Origin of the sequence: Streptomyces sp. NBC_00286 (assembly GCF_036173125.1) — a bacterium.
Taxonomy (GTDB): domain Bacteria; phylum Actinomycetota; class Actinomycetes; order Streptomycetales; family Streptomycetaceae; genus Streptomyces.
Window position 1 is genome coordinate 7,419,087 of record NZ_CP108054.1, and the last position, 16,149, is coordinate 7,435,235.

Sequence of the window (16,149 nt, forward strand, 5' to 3'; positions counted from 1 at the left end):
GATGGGTGACCGCTGGCACATCGAGGTCGACCGCTCGGTCTGCATCGGCTCGTCCCAGTGCGTCAACCAGGCTCCCCACGCCTTCCACCTCGACTCCGCCCGCCAGTCCCACCCCCTGGACCCGGACACGGACGCCAACGAGAAGGTCCTGGAGGCGGCGGAGGGCTGCCCGGTGGAGGCGATCATGATCAGCCTGGTGGGGTCGGGGGAGCCGGTTTTCCCGCCTGAGGAGTGACCATCGCTCGGGCTGACTCCCGCATGGCAGCCATGCGGGAGTCAGCCCTTGTCGCGCGGCTCCGTCAGGTCGATCAAGCGGCAGACCATCTCGATGTCGATCTTGACCTGGGCGATGGAGGCGCGGCCCGAGAGCCAGGTGATGAGGGCCGAGTGCCAGGTGTGGCCGATGACGCGGACAGCGGAGAGCTGGTCGGGGGTCGGGTCGTCCAGGCCCATCGCGTCCAGGATGATCAGGGTGGTCTGGCGGGAGACCTGGTCCACCTCCGGGCTGACGCTGCGGTCCGCGAACGTCAGAGCGCGGACCATGGCGTCGGCGAGGTGCGGCTCGCGCTGCAGGGCGCGGAAGGCTCGCATCAGGGTTTCGGCGACGCGTTCCGCCGCCGTGTCGCCGGCCGGGGGTTTCTTACGGAGCGTGCCGTGCATGTGGGCGAGTTGGTCCTGCATCGTGGCGACGAGCAGGTGGATCTTCGACGGGAAGTAGCGGTAGAGGGTGCCCAAGGCGACCTGCGAGGACTCCGCGACCTCGCGCATCTGCACCGCGTCAAAACCGCCCCGGCTGGCCAGTTGGGCGCTCGCGTGCAGGATGCGCCGCCGCCGGGCCTCCTGCCGCTCGGTGAGTGGCGGCGAGTCCGACTGGAGCGTTCGTACCACCGCTTGCGCGCTCTTCGCGGCGGCGGGCTTGGCAGCGGCGGGCTTGGCGGTCGGCTTCTCGGCGTCCGTGGCCGAGCGCCTGGCCTTCGTCGCCGGCTGAGCGATCGCCGGCTGTGCGGTCGTCGGCCGCTCGGTCTTCGGCTGTGCCGTCGTCGGCTGCGCGGTCTTCGCCGGTGGGGTGGCTTCCGCTGGCATGTGTCCCGTTCCGTGACGTTCGTGCAAAAGGGTCGGGTGGGGGCGGGGTGAGCGACAGCAGAGTAGAGCCTCGTCGTGGCGTGAATCACCCGATCCACCGCTCACAGAAGGACTACCTGCCGGTAGATTCAGTGCTCCCTGAACGATCAACTCTGAAACTTGTTCTAGATTACCGTCCCGAAGTAATCTCGCGGGAAACTGCTGGAAGAAGGGGGCCCGGAGTGACCGCTGAGGCCATGGAGGCGGGTCCCGAGGAGGGCTCGGCCGCCGACGGCGACCGACCGTTGCGCATCGCGCTCCTCACCTACAAAGGGAACCCGTTCTGCGGCGGCCAGGGCGTCTACGTACGGCACCTCTCGCGCGAACTCGCCCGCCTCGGTCACCGGATCGAGGTCATCGGAGCCCAGCCGTATCCCGTACTCGATGTAGACGTACTCGACGAGGACGTACGCGGCGCGAGTGACGGCCAGAGCGGGCTCGGGGGCCGGGGCGGACTCTCGCTCACCGAGTTGCCCAGCCTCGACCTGTACCGCCCCGAGGACCCCTTTCGCACCCCGAAGCCCGGCGAGTTCCGCGACTGGATCGACGCCCTCGAGGTCGGCACGATGTGGACCGGCGGCTTCCCCGAGCCGCTGACCTTCTCGCTGCGCGCCCGGCGCCATCTCCGCGCCCGTCGCGGCGAGTTCGACGTCGTGCACGACAACCAGACTCTCGGCTACGGACTGTTGGGCGACATCGGCGCCCCCCTCGTCACGACGATCCATCACCCCATCACCGTGGACCGCCAGTTGGAGCTGGACGCGGCGAACGGCTGGCGCGAGCGCGCCTCCAAACGCCGCTGGTACGCCTTCACCCGCATGCAGAAGCGCGTCGCCCGCCGCCTCCCCTCCGTCCTCACCGTCTCCGGCACCTCCCGCCAGGAGATCGTCGACCACCTCGGCGTACGCGACGAACGCATCCACGTCGTGCACATCGGCGCCGACACCGACCTCTTCTCGCCGAATCCGTCCGTACCGCAGCTGCCGGGGCGGATCGTCACGACGTCCAGCGCGGACGTGCCGCTGAAGGGGCTCGTCTTCCTCCTCGAGGCGCTCGCCAAGGTGCGCACCGAGCACCCCGCCGCGCACCTCGTCGTCGTCGGCAAGCGCGGCGAGGACGGACCGGTCGCGCAGGCCATCGAGCGGTACGGGCTCGAAGGCGCCGTCGAGTTCGTGAAGGGGATCTCCGACGAGGAACTGGTCGACCTCGTGCGGTCCGCCGAAGTCGCCTGCGTGCCGTCCCTCTACGAGGGCTTCTCGCTGCCCGCCGCGGAGGCGATGGCGACGGGCACGCCGCTCGTCGCCACCACCGGCGGGGCGATTCCCGAGGTGGCGGGCAGGGACGGTGAGACCTGCCTGGCCGTACCGCCGGGTGACTCCGGGGCGCTGGCCGCCGCCGTGAGCAGGCTTCTCGGCGACTCCTCCCTGCGTACGCGGCTCGGAACTGCCGGGCGCGCACGGGTCCTTGAGCGGTTCACCTGGGCGCGGGCTGCCGAGGGGACGGTGGCGCGGTATCGCGAGGCCATCGCTGACGCCGGGGGAGCGCGTCGGCCCGCCGTTGCACGGGCTGTGGAAGCCGAAGCAGCCACAGAAGTAGTCGTAACCGATCGTGAAAGCAGGGCCACGTGCTGACCGTCGACTTCTCCCGGTTCCCGCTCGCCCCGGGCGACCGCGTACTGGACCTCGGGTGCGGAGCCGGCCGGCACGCCTTCGAGTGCTACCGGCGCGGAGCGCACGTCGTGGCGCTGGACCAGAACGCCGAGGAAATCAGCGAGGTCGCCACCTGGTTCGCCGCGATGAAGGAGGCCGGGGAGGCGCCGGAGGGGTCGAGTGCCGTCGCCATGGAGGGCGACGCGCTTCAACTCCCGTTCCCCGACGAGTCGTTCGACGTCGTGATCATCTCCGAGGTCATGGAGCACATACCCGACGACAAGGGCGTACTCGCGGAGATGGTGCGCGTACTGAAGCCTGGCGGGCGGATCGCCGTCACGGTCCCGCGTTACGGGCCCGAGAAGGTGTGCTGGGCGCTGTCCGACGCGTATCACGAGGTCGAGGGCGGACACATCCGCATCTACAAGGCCGATGAACTGCTGGACAGAATGCGCGAGGCGGGGCTGAAGCCGTACGGCACGCATCACGCCCACGCGCTGCACAGCCCGTACTGGTGGCTGAAGTGCGCGTTCGGCGTCGACAACGACAAGGCGCTGCCGGTGCGGGCGTACCACAAGCTTCTGGTCTGGGACATCATGAAGAAGCCGCTCGCCACGCGGGTCGCCGAGCAGGCGCTGAACCCGTTGATCGGGAAGAGCTTCGTGGCGTACGCGACCAAGCCGCATCTTCCCGTTGAGGCAGCTTCAACCGACGCCTCGGTGGACGCTTCGTGACGACGCCCCGTACAGAACACCTCGTCCTGTCCGGGGTGCTCACCGCGGAGCAGGCCGCCGAGACGGTGCGGGGCATCCTCGCCGTGCAGCGCGCGGACGGCGCCATACCGTGGTTCCGCGGGCACCACCTCGACCCTTGGGACCACACCGAGGCCGCGATGGCGCTGGACGCGGCGGGCGAACACGAGGCCGCCGAGCGGGCGTACGACTGGCTGGCCCGGCATCAGAACGAGGACGGCTCCTGGTACGCGGCGTACGCCGACGGGGACGCCGCCGACGTCACCGACCGCGGCCGGGAGACCAACTTCTGCGCGTACGTCGCCGTCGGCGTCTGGCACCACTACCTGGCGACCGGCGACGACACCTTCCTGGACCGGATGTGGTCCACCGTCTACTCCGCCATGGAGTTCGTGCTGCGGCTCCAGCTGCCGGGCGGGCAGATCGGCTGGCGGTGCGAGGACGACGGGACCGGGAGCGGAACCGGTGCTAGGTCCGATGAGGCGCTGCTGACCGGGAGTTCGTCCGTCCACCACGCCCTGCGCTGCGCGCTCGCGATCGCCGAGGAGCGGGAAGAGCCGCAGCCGGACTGGGAGTTGGCGGTGGGGACGCTGCGGCATGCGATACGGCGGCATCCGGAGCGGTTCCTCGACAAGAGCCGTTACTCCATGGACTGGTACTACCCCGTGCTGGGCGGCGCGCTCACCGGGGCCGAGGCGAAGGAACGTATCGAACGGGACTGGGATCGCTTCGTGGTTCCGGGCGTAGGCGTACGGTGCGTCGTCCCGAACCCGTGGGTCACGGGCGGCGAGTCCGCCGAACTCGCCCTGGCGCTCTGGGCCGTGGGCGAGTCCGACCGGGCTCTGGAGATCCTCCAGTCCATCCAGCACCTGCGCGACCCGAAGACCGGCCTGTACTGGACGGGCTACGTCTTCGAGGACGAGGCCATCTGGCCCGAGGAGCTGACCGCGTGGACGGCGGGCTCGCTGCTGCTCGCCGTCGCGGCGCTGGGCGGGGACGAGGCGACGTGTGCGGTGTTCAGCGGGGAGCGGCTGCCTTGGGGGCTGGAAACGGAGTGCTGCTAGCGCTGTTCTAGCGCCCCGTCAGGGGCGCGGGGCTGTGGCACATGCGGCTCCGCCGCGATGGGGGTCCCCCCGCTCGAGCGAATTCGAGAGTGGGGGAGCGACCAGCCACAGACGGCCTGCAGCTTTCGTACTGGGTTACCCGCGGAGCGCTCAGTGGTGGCGGTACATGCGGTTGGCGATCACGTGGCCCACGAAGAGGTACACGATGGCGGCCAGGCCGTACCCTGCGACGACTCGGGCCCAGCCCTCGTCGAAGGTGAACAGGTCGTGGGACCAGCCGGCCAGCCAGCGGGCCGCGTCCTGGATGAACTGTACGAAGTCGTTCGCCCGGTTCGCGTCCAGTAGGTACATCAGGATCCACAGGCCGAGGATCGACGCCATGATGTCGGCGACGATCGCGATGGCTCTGCCTGCCTGGTTGCTGCGAGATCGAGAGGGCATGCTCATCGAGTGCCCCTTGAATCCTGAATGAAACCGCCCGGGGGTTCGATCTACCTTACGTCGAGGTCTAGTTGAGCTCCGCCAGGACTTGGAGGGTGTGGCGGTCGGGGGACAGGACCAGCAGGTCTGTCACCGGGCCTTTCCGCCACAACTCCAAGCGTTCGGCGATACGTTCGCGAGGGCCGACGAGGGAGATCTCGTCGGCGAAGGCGTCGGGGACGGCGAGTACCGCCTCCTCCCGGCGGCCCTCCAGGAACAGGCGCTGGATTCGTCGCGCCTCCTCCTCGTATCCCATACGCGCCATCAGGTCGGCGTGGAAGTTGTGCTTTGCGTGGCCCATGCCGCCGATGTAGAAACCGAGCATCGTCTTCACGGGGAGCAGGCCTTCTGACACGTCGTCGCAGACTCTGGCCTGGGCCATGGGGGCGATCAGGAAGTCGTCGGGTACGTCCGTCAGGGACGCCTCGTACACGTCGGGGCGCAGGGGAGACCAGTACAGCGGCAGCCAGCCGTCCGCGATACGGGTCGTCTGCGCGATGTTCTTCGGGCCCTCCGCGCCGAGGAGGATGGGGAGTTGGGGGCGCAGGGGGTGCGTGATGGGCTTCAGCGGTTTGCCCAGGCCTGTGGCCTCCGGGCCCTGGTACGGATGGGTGTGGAAGCGGCCGTTCAGCTCAACGGGTGCCTCGCGGCGGAGGACTTGGCGTACGACATCGACGTACTCCCTCGTCGCGGTGAGCGGTGACTTCGGGAACGGGCGGCCGTACCAGCCCTCCACGACCTGCGGGCCCGAAAGGCCGAGGCCGAGCATCATGCGGCCGCCGGATAGGTGGTCGAGGGTGAGGGCGTGCATGGCGGTCGTGGTGGGGGAGCGGGCGGCCATCTGGGCGACCGCTGTGCCGAGTTTGATGCGGGAGGTGTGCGCGGCGATCCACGTCAGGGGGGTGAAGACGTCGGAGCCCCAGGACTCGGCGGTCCATACGGAGTCGTAGCCGAGGCGTTCCGCTTCCTGGGCCAGCGGGATGTGGTCCGGGTTGGGGCCGCGTCCCCAGTAGCCGAGTGCGAGACCGAGTCGCATGCGTCGCCGCCTCCTCGTGATCTGACGGGGTTATCTGACGGACCATCAGCCTTCAGCTGAGACGGTGACTGTACGACAACGGCCCCCCGCTCGGAAGAGCGAGAGGCCGTGCGTGGAAGCGGACGGTTCAGCCGCGCTGGATTCCGCTGGTGTCCTGCAGTACGCCTCGGCGGCCGTCCTGCGTCTGGGCCACCAGGCCGGGGCCGCGCTGCTCGACGGCCAAGTACCAGGTGCCGGGCGCCAGTTCGGCGATCGGCGTCGGGGAGCCGTCCTCGCCGTACAGCGGACGCGGCACGGGCACCGCGAACCAGAACGGCGAGAAGTCCGCGGCGGGCGGCGGCTGCTGTGCCTGCGGGGCCTGCGCCTGCTGCGGCTGGGGCTGCTGCTGACCGGGCTGCGGGCCGCCCTGCGCGCCGAACGGCTGGCCCGGCTGCGGCTGTCCCGGCTGACCGCCGAACGGCTGGCCCTGGCCCGGCTGCCCCTGGGCGCCGGGGGCGCCCGGGTAGCCGTAACCACCCTGCGGCTGGGCGCCGTAGGGCTGGGGGGCGGCGGGCTTGGGGGCGGGGAGGAGGGGGCCCTTGAGGGCCGGGACGAGGGGGGCGGCGATCGCGGCGGCGGCGAGGAGGAGGGTGGCGATGAGTGCCAGGATCAGGCCGATGCCGGCATCGACTCCGCCGTCACCGGCGTTGGGGCCGATGTTGTCCGCGCCGCTGGCCGGGTCGAAGACGTTGCCGAGCGCGCTCCAGGCGGCGAAGACCGTGAACGCGATGCCGAACGGAGCGAGGTCGAGGCCCGCGACCTTGGGGGCCTGCGGCAGCCCGTGGGCGACGACGATGAGCGCGGCGCCGATGATGCCGGCAAGTACGACGCCCATCAGCACCGGCGCGCTTCCCCAGGCATTCGGGATGGCGTAGTCGTCAGGGGCTCCGTCGAGCGAATAGATGTCAAGGAACGACGCGATCAACAGCAATACCGCTGCTCCGATCACCACGCCGTCGCCTCGAGTGAGGGAGCGGATATTCACTTCGTGTCCTTCATCAGTCGTCGTCTCGTCTTCGGTGGAGGCGTCGCTGTCACCATGTCGCCGTATGGCCGCGGTGTGAAGCGCGGGGGTGGCCCCTCATCGTAGGGGCGACACTATCGTCCGCCCGTGAAGGGTGTGTGGCCGGATCCGTTCGCAGATCATTACCCGCGCAGGAAACTCACGATTCCCGCCGAGATCCCACGCGCCGCCTTCTGCCTCCACGCGCCGCTGGTCAGCAGGGCCGCGTCCTTGCTGTCGCGCATGTTGCCGCACTCTACGAACACCTTGGGAACCGTTGACAGATTGAGACCGCCGAGGTCTGTGCGGACGTCGAGGCCGGTGCCGTCGCCGATGTAGTTGGAAGGTGCGCTGCCGGTGGCGCTGACGAGGTTGCCCGCGATGCGTTCGCCGAGTTCGCGGGACGGGGCGACGATCGGGCGGGTGTCGGCCTCGCCCTCGTTCACGGCGCCCGGCAGGATCAGGTGGAAGCCGCGGTTGCCGGCACCCGAGCCGTCCGCGTGGATGGAGACCACGGCGTCGGCCTTCGCCTTGTTGCCGATACGGGCGCGTTCGTCGACGCACGGCCCCCACGGGCGGTCGCCGTCCTGCGTGAACTTGACCGTGGCGCCCTGCTTTTCGAGCAGCGCGCGGAGGCGGTGGGAGACGTCGAGGGTGAAACGGGCTTCTGGGTAGCCGTCGTTGGTGGACGTGCCCGTGGTGTCGCATTCCTTGGAGTTCGTGCCGATGTCGACCTGGCGGTTGATCTCCGTGGTGTGGCGGAAGTTGCCGGGGTTGTGGCCTGGGTCGATGACGACGACTTTGCCCTTGAGGGGGCCGGAGGCGGCGGGGCGGGAGGTCGAGGAGCCGGAGGGGGAGGGCGACGGCTTGGCGGGCTTGGCCGGCTTGTCGGCGTCTTCCGTTCCAGGGGTGGTGCGGGAGGATGGTTTGTCCGGTGCGGGGGTGTTCGGTGACTGCGCCACCGATCCGTTCGAGCCGCCGCCTCCGTCCGGGTCGCCCACGGTCTGCCATACCAGCCAGCCCACCAACGCGCCCGGCACGAGCGCGGCTACGGCGACGGTCAGGGGGCCTCGCCGGAAGCGGCGCGGCGGGCGGGGAGGATCGAAGTCAGGGCCTATGTACGACACGCCTGCCACCCTAAGCGGACTCGCCGGAGCCCGTTGTGGTAGCCGCACCCCGAAGGGGGCGGGGCTGCGTCAACGCGCGGCTCCTTGCCGAGCTTCGGCTTGCCGCCCCTGGTGCCCTTGCCCATGCCGATGACCGACGAGGCCACCTCCGTGTCGATCAGGTACGGGGCGTGGATATCGTCCTCGGCCGCGATCCGCTCGCGCACCCGCCGGGCGAGCACGCCGCTGGAGGTGAGGAATTCCGTGACCGCACAGGCGTCGACGACGATCACCGGCCGCTCCGTCCCTCGTCCAAGGCGGCGAGGACGTCGTCGTGGGTGACCTGGTCACTGGCGTAGCGCTCGGCGCGGGCGGCCATCTCGGCGAGGCTGGGTTTCGATGCCTCCCGCATGATGACGCCGAGGAGGTATTCCTGGATGGACTGGCCGGCCTCGGCGGCGCGGATTTTGACGGTGCGGGCGATGTCGTCGGGGACGTTCCGTACGGTGAATGCAGTCGTCACGACTGCATTCTTTAGGCCGCTTTGTCATTTTGCAGTCAAATCGCGGGGACTTCAGATCCCCGCTCCCGTCCGCCGCAACATCGCGGGGACTTCAGATCCCCGCTCCCGTCCGCCGCAACACCCGCAGCGAGTCGGTCACCGACACATCCGTGAAGGCGCCGGACGCGAGAGCCCGGAGATACACGCGGTACGGGGCCTGGCCGGTGAACTCGTCCTTCGGGTCGGGGAAGACGTCGTGGATCAGGAGGAGGCCGCCTTCGGCGATGTGGGGGGCCCAGCCTTCGTAGTCGGCCGTCGCGTGTTCGTCGGTGTGGCCGCCGTCTATGAAGACGAGGCCGAGAGGGGTTCGCCAGAACGTCGCGATCTGGGGGGAGCGGCCGACGATCGCGACCACGTGGTCCTCAAGGCCGGCCTTGAGGAGGGTGCGGCGGAAGGTGGGGAGCGTGTCCATTCGGCCGAGTTCGGGGTCGATTGTTTCTGGGTCGTGGTAGTCCCAGCCGGGCTGTTGTTCCTCGCTGCCGCGGTGGTGGTCGACGGTGATCGCGGTGACGCCGGTCTCGCGGGCGGCGGCGGCGAGGAGGATGGTGGAGCGGCCGCAGTACGTTCCCACTTCGAGGAGGGGGAGCCCTAGGGCTGCCGCTTCGGTTGCGGCGGCGTAGAGCGCGAGGCCCTCGTGAGTGGGCATGAAGCCCTTGGCCTGCTCGAAGGCGGTGAGGGTCTCGGGCTTGGGGGCCGCGGCGGGCATGGGGGTCCTCTCTGGTTGTACGTGGCTTTCGGTGGGCCCGGGCTACTTGGTTGCCGTGGGGACCGCCCGCTTCTTTGCCAGTGTCGTGGTTCCGTGGCCCGAGTAAAGGGCGCTCCGCTGCGCTACGCGTCGGCTGCCGCCGATCGGCCTTCGGCCGACCCTTGACACGGGCCACGGAACCACGGGTGAGAAGCGAGCGGGCGGCCCGGAAGGGTGGGGGTCCACGGGTGGGGCTGCGCTGAGGTGGGTTGGGCCGTGGGCCTCCGGCTCGCGGGCGCGGGCGCGTCTCGCCTGCACGCCGGGTCGGTTTAGCGGCTAACGGGAAGTGGGTGGGGAAGTTGGTGGGTGAGGGCGGTGGCTTGCTGGTGAAGGGGCGGGGGAGGGGTAGGCAGTTTTGAGAATGTGACAGGTGCCCCCCGAAGTGTCACATCTTGACGCTCCTAGGTCCCGACCTCCCCGTATCGATGGGGACCGATCGAAGTGGCCTCGGCATGGGCGTCCCGAAAGGGGTGCGGGGCTGGGTCGATTTGCGGCTCCGCCGCGTGGGCGCGCGGTCACAGCCGACCGGCAGTCTTCGTACGGCGCTACCCCGCGGAGCGTGTGGCGAGGGTGGACTCAGGCGTAGCCGAGCCGCGGCTTGCGAACCGCTCCACCCGCGGAGCGCGCGGCCTGCCTTGACGAGGGAGGAGCAGTGCGAACAGCAGCCCCACCGCCACGGCCCCGGTGGCGATCAAGAACGACACCCGGAAGCCGTGCATCGTGGGGATGGCGACCCCGTTCACCTGGTTCGCCGTGTTGGCCAGCACCATTCCGATCACGGCGCTCGATACGGACGTACCGATCGAGCGCATCAGGGTGTTGAGGCCGTTCGCCGCGCCCGTTTCGGACGGGTCCACTGCCCCGATGATCAGTGCGGGGAGTGAGGAGTACGCAAGGCCGATGCCTGCTCCGAGGAGCACGGCGATGACCACCGTCTGCCAGGCCGCGCTCATCAGGCCGAGGCCGGCTCCGTAGCCGATCGCGATGATCAGCATGCCGGTCATGAGGGTTGCCCTCGGGCCGTACTTGGCGGACAGGCGGGCGTAGACCGGGGCCGTGAGCATCATCGTCAGGCCGAGCGGGGCCACGCACAGGCCCGCTACGACCATTGACTGGCCGAGGCCGTAGCCCGTTGACGTCGGTAGTTGGAGGAGTTGAGGAAGGACCAGGGATACGGCGTAGAAAGCGACCCCGACCATGATCGAGGCGAGGTTGGTGAAGAGCACGGGGCGGCGGGCCGTGGTGCGCAGGTCCACCAGCGGGGCCTGTACGCGCAGCTCCATCACGCCCCAGAGGACGAGGACCACCGCCGCCGCTGCGAACAGGCCGAGCGTCCTGCCCGATGCCCAGCCCCAGTCGCTGCCCTTCGTGATCGGGAGGAGGAAGAGGAGCAGGCCCGCGGACAGGCCCAGCGCGCCCAGCACGTCGAAGGTGCCCTTCGCGCGCAGCGGGGATTCGGGTACGAACATCAGGGTGAGGATGATCGACACCACACCGACGGCCGCCGCGCCGTAGAACAGAGCGTGCCAGTCGGTGTTCTGCGCCACCAGGGCCGCGAGTGGGAGCGCCAGTCCGCCGCCTACGCCGATCGAGGAGCTCATCAGCGCCATCGCTGAGCCGAGCTTTTCGCGCGGCAGCGCGTCGCGCATCAGGCCGATGCCCAAGGGGATGGCGCCCATCGCGAAGCCCTGGAGGGCGCGGCCGGTGATCATCACGAGCAGTTCGCTGGTGGAAGCGGCGATCAACGAACCCACCACCATCACGGCCAGGCTCGTGAGCAGCATCCGCCGCTTGCCGTAGAGGTCACCGAGGCGGCCCATGATCGGTGTGGCCACGGCGCCGGCGAGCAGGGTCGAGGTCATGACCCAGGTGGCGTTGCCGGGGGAGGTGTTCAGCAGCTCCGGCAGGTCCTTGATGACCGGCACGAGCAGGGTCTGCATCACCGCGACAACGATGCCCGCGAAGGCCAGTACAGGGACGATTCCCCTGCTGGTGCCGGTACCGGCATCTTTGCCGGTCGGCCCCTGTGTGGGGTCTTGGGCCGTCGTTGTCTGGGGCTCGGGCATCGAGTGGGCCTCCGGGGGCGTGCGGCGGTACGTGCACGGTGAACCCCGTGCGCCAAGGCAACTATTCCATTGTTTCGAGTACCTAACGAATTCTTGACCATCTGACCCGGCGTCAACATTCGGGCGGTGACTGACCTTCCGTCAGAATGGAACGTGTTCTACTCTTTCGCCGACCTTGGGGAGGCGAGGCCGGTATGGGCATCGGGAGCATCGGGATCACGCGTGAACAGCGGGAGTTGGCCGAAGCCGTGCGCGGCTGGATCGCTCGGGCCGTGCCTCCCGAGGAGGTGCGCAAACTCCTCGATTCGCCCGGCGAGGGCAGACCTCCGTACTGGGACGCGCTCGTCGCGCAGGGGCTGCTCGGCATGCAACTGCCCGAGGCGTACGGCGGCGGTGGCGGCGACGTCCTCGATCTCGCCGTCGTGGTGGAGGAGGCCGCGCGGGCCGCGCTGCCGGGGCCGTACGCCCCGACTCTGATCGCCTCACTCGTGCTCCTCCGCGCGGGGACGGATGAGGCGGAGGAGTTGCTGCGGGCGCTGGCCTCGGGGGAGCGGGTGGCGGCTGTGGCGTTCGGGGCGGGGTCGATGACTGCTGTCTCGCGTGAGGGGGGCGGGTATCTCCTCGACGGGACCGCCCCGCCTGTGTTGTCCGGAGCCGACGCCGACCTGCTGATCCTGCCCGCTGCCGCAGACGGCGCCAGCGGTCCGGTGTGGTTGGCCGTCGATGCCGCCGACCTCGCCGTGCGGCCGCACGAGAGCGCCGACCCTACGCGGGCGACTGCAGAGGTGCGGGCGGACAGGGTGCGTGTTCCCGCCGACCGCCTGCTCCCTACTGCATCCATCGACTCCGCGCTCGTGCGCGACCTGGCCGCCGTCGTCCTCGCCGCGGACGCCTGCGGCACCGCCGCCTGGGCGCTGCACACCGCCTCCGAGTACGCCAAGGTCCGCGAACAGTTCGGGCAGCCCATCGGGCGGTTCCAGGGCGTGAAGCATCTGTGCGCCGACATGCTCGTACGGGTCGAACGGGCGCGGGCGCTCACCTGGGACGCGGCGCGGGCGTTTCAAGAGCCAGAGGGCGTACGGGAGTTGGTGTCGGCCCTCGCTGTCGCCGATGCTCTGGACGCCGCGTGCTCCTGTGCCAAGGACTGCATTCAGGTACTCGGCGGAATCGGGTTCACCTGGGAGCACGACGCCCATCTGTATCTGCGGCGGGCGGTGGTGGCGCGGCAGCTGTTCGGCGCGGGCGACGCACACCGGCTGCGCGCTGTGCGGCTCGCGGAGGGCGGCGTACGGAGGGAGTTGCGGCTGGACCTGCCGGAAGAGGCGGCGGCCTACCGCGCTCGGGCCCGTGAGGTCGTCGAGCGCGTACGCGGCCTCGAACCGGCTGCCGTGCGACGCGAGTTGGCGCCCACCGGATACGCCGCCCCGCATCTGCCCGCCCCGTACGGACTCGGTGCCGGGCCCGTCCAACAGCTAGCCGTTCAGGAGGAGTTGGCCGCTGCGGGCGTACGGCTGAGTGACCTGGGGATCGCCACCTGGGTCGTACCGTCGCTCATCGCGTACGGCACTCGGGAGCAGCAGGAGCGGTATCTGCTGCCGACGCTGAGCGGTGACGTGCTGTGGTGCCAGCTGTTCTCGGAACCCGGCGCCGGTTCCGACCTCGCCTCACTGCGGACGCGCGCCGAGCGGACCGCCGACGGGCGCTGGCGGGTCAACGGGCAGAAGGTATGGACGAGTTCGGCCCAACGGGCGGACTACGGGATCCTGCTCGCTCGTACGAATCCGCAGGCGCCGAAGCACAAGGGGCTCACGTACTTCGTCGTCGACATGAAGAACACGGCGGGTATCGACGTCCGTCCGCTGAAGGAGATCACCGGAGAGTCCCTGTTCAACGAGGTCTACTTCGACGATGTGCTCCTCCCCGCGGATGCGGTGGTCGGTTCCGTCGACGACGGCTGGAAGGTCGCCCGCAACACGCTCGGCAACGAACGCGTCCACATGGCCGACCAGTTGACCTTCGGAACCGGTATCGAGGCGCTCCTGGCCAGAGACTTGGACGACGCCGTACGGCTCCGCCTCGGCGCCCTGATCACGGAGGCCCACGCCCTGGCCTGCATCGGCCTCCGCACGACGATGCAGCAGGTGTCGGGCATAGAGCCAGGCGCAGGAGCCTCCGTACGCAAACTCATCCAGACCACGCACCAGCAGAAGACCGCCGAACTGGCCCTCGAACTCCTAGGCCCAGAGGGCGCGTTGTACGAGGCAGCGGGGAAGCGTGCCGTGCACAGCTTCCTCCTCTCCCGCTGCCTGACGATCGCCGGCGGCACAACCCAGGTACAACTGAACGTGGTTGCGGAAAGGATCCTCGGCCTGCCAAGGGACTGAACTCAGCGAGCCCTGGTCTGGCCCCGAGGGGTTTCTTTCCCCAGCCCCGCCCCTTCCCGGCTGTATCAATTTGCGGCTCCGCCGCGTGGGGGGCTGCGCCCCAGGCCCCGCTGCCTCCGGCGGGTGGGTGGGGCGCCTTCGGCGGGTGGGTGGGTTCTTGGGGTGGGCGGGGAGCCTGCCGCGGGTGGGTGGGGAGCCTGCCGCGGGTGGGTGGGGAGCCTGCCGAGGGTGGGTGGGGTGCCTACCGGGTGGTGGGTGACAGTTGTGTCGCGGCTGCGCGTGCGTTGTGGCTGGTCGCGCAGTTCCCCGCGCCCCTAAAGGCAAAAGCCTGCGACTGCCCGCGCCCCGACGAGCAAGCGAACCGGAAAAGCCCGGCCCCGGAAGGCGCCCGCATTCGAGCAGCCCTCGGCCGGGAAGGCGCCCGCACCCGGGCAGCCCGTGCCCGGAAGGCGCCCGCGCCCCCGGGCAAGCCCGCGGCCCGGACAGCCCGCCCGGGAGGGAGCCCGCGCCCCCATGGCCCCGCAGCCGCCCACGGCGGCAAGGGGACGGGGCGGGGGTGTGCGCCCGCAGCGGCCGGCGCGCCAACACCGGCACCCCCTACCAGCCGACAGCAACGCGCGCCGGTCCGAGGACGGACACCCCCGACGCGGCCCCGCACCCACCACCCACCCAAGCGGCGCGGGGCTGTGACATATACGGCTCCCCCGCGTGGGCGCGACCAGCCACACTCAACCGGCACCCGCCCAACCGCCGGAGGCACCCCGCCGGGGCTGCGCGACCAGCCACACTCAACCGGCACCCGCCCAACCGCCGGAGGCACCCCGCCGGGGCTGCGCGACCAGCCCAAACGAACCCGCAGGTTCATCACCGTTCTCGCCGAGCGCGCAGCGGTCCCGTACTGCTGCGCACCACAAGCCGCGTAGGCACCAACGTAGTGCCATGCTCCGTCTCCTCATGCCGCATCTGCCGCAACACCCCCTCCACACAAAGCCGCCCCACCTCAGCAAAGTCCTGGTGAACCGTAGTCAAGGGCGGCAGAAAGGACCCAGCCTCAGCGATGTCATCGAACCCAATGACACTGACGTCATCCGGCACCCTCCGCCCCCGCTCATGCAGCGCACGCAACAACCCCAACGCCATCTGGTCATTGGCCGCAAAGATCGCCGTGCACTCCTCCTGCCGGGCAAGCTCAAGCCCAGCCCGATACCCCGACTCGGCCGACCAGTCCCCCCGTACAAGAGGAGGAATGACCCGCCCGGCCTCGGAGAGCTCGGTGCGCCACGCCTGAGCCCGCCGCTCCGCCGCATACGACTCCTCGGGCCCGGCCAGATGCCAAACCGTCTGATGGCCGAGATCCAGCAAGTGCCGCACAGCCGTCCGGCTGCCCCCCGCCTGATCGGTGTCCACCACGGTGTACCGATCCCCGGCATCCGAGTCGGCCACGACAATACGGACATGCGGCGGCAGCGAGAGCGTCACCGCATCCAGCAGATGCACCTCGAGAATGACGATGACGGCGTCGACGGCCAGCTCACCGAGACGGGAGAACGCGCCGCGCACCTCGTTCTGCGTCGGGACGGCGACAGGCAGCAGCGTCACGGCGTAGCCCTCGTGCGCCGCCGACGTGGCGATCGCCTCCAGCGTGCGGACGTTGCCCGTGGTGGCCAGCCCGAAGGTGATGACACCTATCGTGCGGAACTCGCCGCGCTTGAGAGCCCGCGCGGCGCTGTTGGGCCGGTAGCCCAGCTCCTCCATCGCCGCCAGCACCTGCCGCCGCGTCTCCTCGGTCACGCCCGTATAACCATTTGACACACGGGAGACCGTCTGTGAGGAGACGCCGGCCAGCCGTGCGACGTCCGCCATGGACGCGCTCTGTGTGCGGCGACCTGCTCTTGTTCTGGTACGGACTCGTGCCCGAGGCGCCGACGCGCCGTCCGCAGTGTCCACCCGTCTCCCTAGTCGCTCGGGGCGCAGTTTCCGCTGCCGACCCTTGACCGTCGTCATCGGGGCAGTGTAGACATTCCGCCATCAGATGTTTACGTAAACATAACAGCCAATGGACCCTCGCAAAGAGGAATGTTTACGCAAACATCTTCGGCGGCGCACAACGCCGGTTCCGGGATGAATTGAACGAGGAACGA

15 protein-coding genes are annotated in these 16,149 nt (G+C 69.7%); 5 read left to right on the forward strand and 10 right to left on the reverse strand.

The window, feature by feature from the left end; all coding sequences use genetic code 11:
* The first annotated feature begins 1 nt into the window (after position 1).
* Positions 2-235 carry a ferredoxin gene (locus tag OHT21_RS33615; protein WP_033324547.1) on the forward strand — a complete coding sequence of 78 codons (234 nt, stop codon included), beginning with the start codon at positions 2-4 and terminating at the stop codon, positions 233-235.
* Positions 236-276: 41 nt separating this feature from the next.
* On the opposite strand, the gene OHT21_RS33620 is transcribed toward OHT21_RS33615, so the two are convergent.
* Positions 277-888 carry a TetR family transcriptional regulator gene (locus OHT21_RS33620; protein WP_328774322.1) on the reverse strand — a complete coding sequence of 204 codons (612 nt, stop codon included), beginning with the start codon at positions 886-888 and terminating at the stop codon, positions 277-279.
* Between the two features lie 416 nt (positions 889-1,304).
* Here OHT21_RS33620 and OHT21_RS33625 point away from each other — a divergent pair, with 416 nt between their 5' ends.
* Genes OHT21_RS33625 through OHT21_RS33635 form a run of 3 tightly spaced genes read left to right on the forward strand, consistent with a single transcriptional unit; the run spans position 1,305 to position 4,587 of the window.
* Positions 1,305-2,753 (forward strand): glycosyltransferase family 4 protein, encoded by a 1,449-nt coding sequence (locus OHT21_RS33625; RefSeq protein ID WP_328772020.1) that lies wholly within the window; start codon positions 1,305-1,307, stop codon positions 2,751-2,753.
* A complete protein-coding gene (locus OHT21_RS33630) occupies positions 2,747-3,505 on the forward strand; it encodes a class I SAM-dependent methyltransferase (protein WP_328772021.1) in 759 nt (252 codons plus the stop codon). The genes OHT21_RS33625 and OHT21_RS33630 overlap by 7 nt, the downstream gene beginning before the upstream one ends.
* On the forward strand, positions 3,502-4,587 hold the full coding sequence (locus OHT21_RS33635) for a prenyltransferase (protein WP_328772022.1): 1,086 nt from the start codon (positions 3,502-3,504) through the stop codon (positions 4,585-4,587). Before OHT21_RS33630 ends, OHT21_RS33635 begins: the two co-directional genes overlap by 4 nt.
* A 150-nt stretch (positions 4,588-4,737) precedes the next feature.
* On the opposite strand, the gene OHT21_RS33640 is transcribed toward OHT21_RS33635, so the two are convergent.
* The 8 genes from OHT21_RS33640 to OHT21_RS33675 all read right to left on the reverse strand — a co-directional run bounded on the left by OHT21_RS33640 (position 4,738) and on the right by OHT21_RS33675 (position 11,624).
* Entirely contained in the window at positions 4,738-5,034 is a 297-nt protein-coding gene (locus OHT21_RS33640) for a hypothetical protein (protein WP_328772023.1), read from the reverse strand.
* A 61-nt stretch (positions 5,035-5,095) separates the two neighbouring features.
* Entirely contained in the window at positions 5,096-6,103 is a 1,008-nt protein-coding gene (locus OHT21_RS33645) for an LLM class F420-dependent oxidoreductase (protein ID WP_328772024.1), read from the reverse strand.
* A gap of 127 nt (positions 6,104-6,230) precedes the next feature.
* Positions 6,231-7,127, reverse strand: a complete 897-nt coding sequence (locus tag OHT21_RS33650) for a hypothetical protein (protein WP_328772025.1) — start codon at positions 7,125-7,127, stop codon at positions 6,231-6,233.
* A 161-nt stretch (positions 7,128-7,288) separates the two neighbouring features.
* Positions 7,289-8,272, reverse strand: coding sequence for an N-acetylmuramoyl-L-alanine amidase (locus OHT21_RS33655; protein WP_328772026.1), 984 nt, complete (start codon positions 8,270-8,272; stop codon positions 7,289-7,291).
* The gene (locus tag OHT21_RS33660) at positions 8,260-8,544 is read right to left on the reverse strand and encodes a hypothetical protein (RefSeq protein ID WP_328772027.1); all 285 of its coding nucleotides are present in this window, start codon (positions 8,542-8,544) and stop codon (positions 8,260-8,262) included. Before OHT21_RS33660 ends, OHT21_RS33655 begins: the two co-directional genes overlap by 13 nt.
* On the reverse strand, positions 8,541-8,774 hold the full coding sequence (locus tag OHT21_RS33665; protein ID WP_328772028.1) for a FitA-like ribbon-helix-helix domain-containing protein: 234 nt from the start codon (positions 8,772-8,774) through the stop codon (positions 8,541-8,543). Before OHT21_RS33665 ends, OHT21_RS33660 begins: the two co-directional genes overlap by 4 nt.
* Before the next feature lie 91 nt (positions 8,775-8,865).
* Positions 8,866-9,519, reverse strand: a complete 654-nt coding sequence (locus OHT21_RS33670; RefSeq protein WP_328772029.1) for a class I SAM-dependent methyltransferase — start codon at positions 9,517-9,519, stop codon at positions 8,866-8,868.
* Positions 9,520-10,103: 584 nt separating this feature from the next.
* On the reverse strand, positions 10,104-11,624 hold the full coding sequence (locus tag OHT21_RS33675) for an MFS transporter (RefSeq protein ID WP_328772030.1): 1,521 nt from the start codon (positions 11,622-11,624) through the stop codon (positions 10,104-10,106).
* Between the two features lie 194 nt (positions 11,625-11,818).
* Here OHT21_RS33675 and OHT21_RS33680 point away from each other — a divergent pair, with 194 nt between their 5' ends.
* Positions 11,819-14,008 (forward strand): acyl-CoA dehydrogenase, encoded by a 2,190-nt coding sequence (locus OHT21_RS33680; protein WP_328772031.1) that lies wholly within the window; start codon positions 11,819-11,821, stop codon positions 14,006-14,008.
* 864 nt (positions 14,009-14,872) lie between these two features.
* Here OHT21_RS33680 and OHT21_RS33685 read toward each other — a convergent pair.
* Positions 14,873-15,955, reverse strand: coding sequence for a LacI family DNA-binding transcriptional regulator (locus OHT21_RS33685; RefSeq protein ID WP_443050685.1), 1,083 nt, complete (start codon positions 15,953-15,955; stop codon positions 14,873-14,875).
* Positions 15,956-16,149 lie beyond the last annotated feature (194 nt).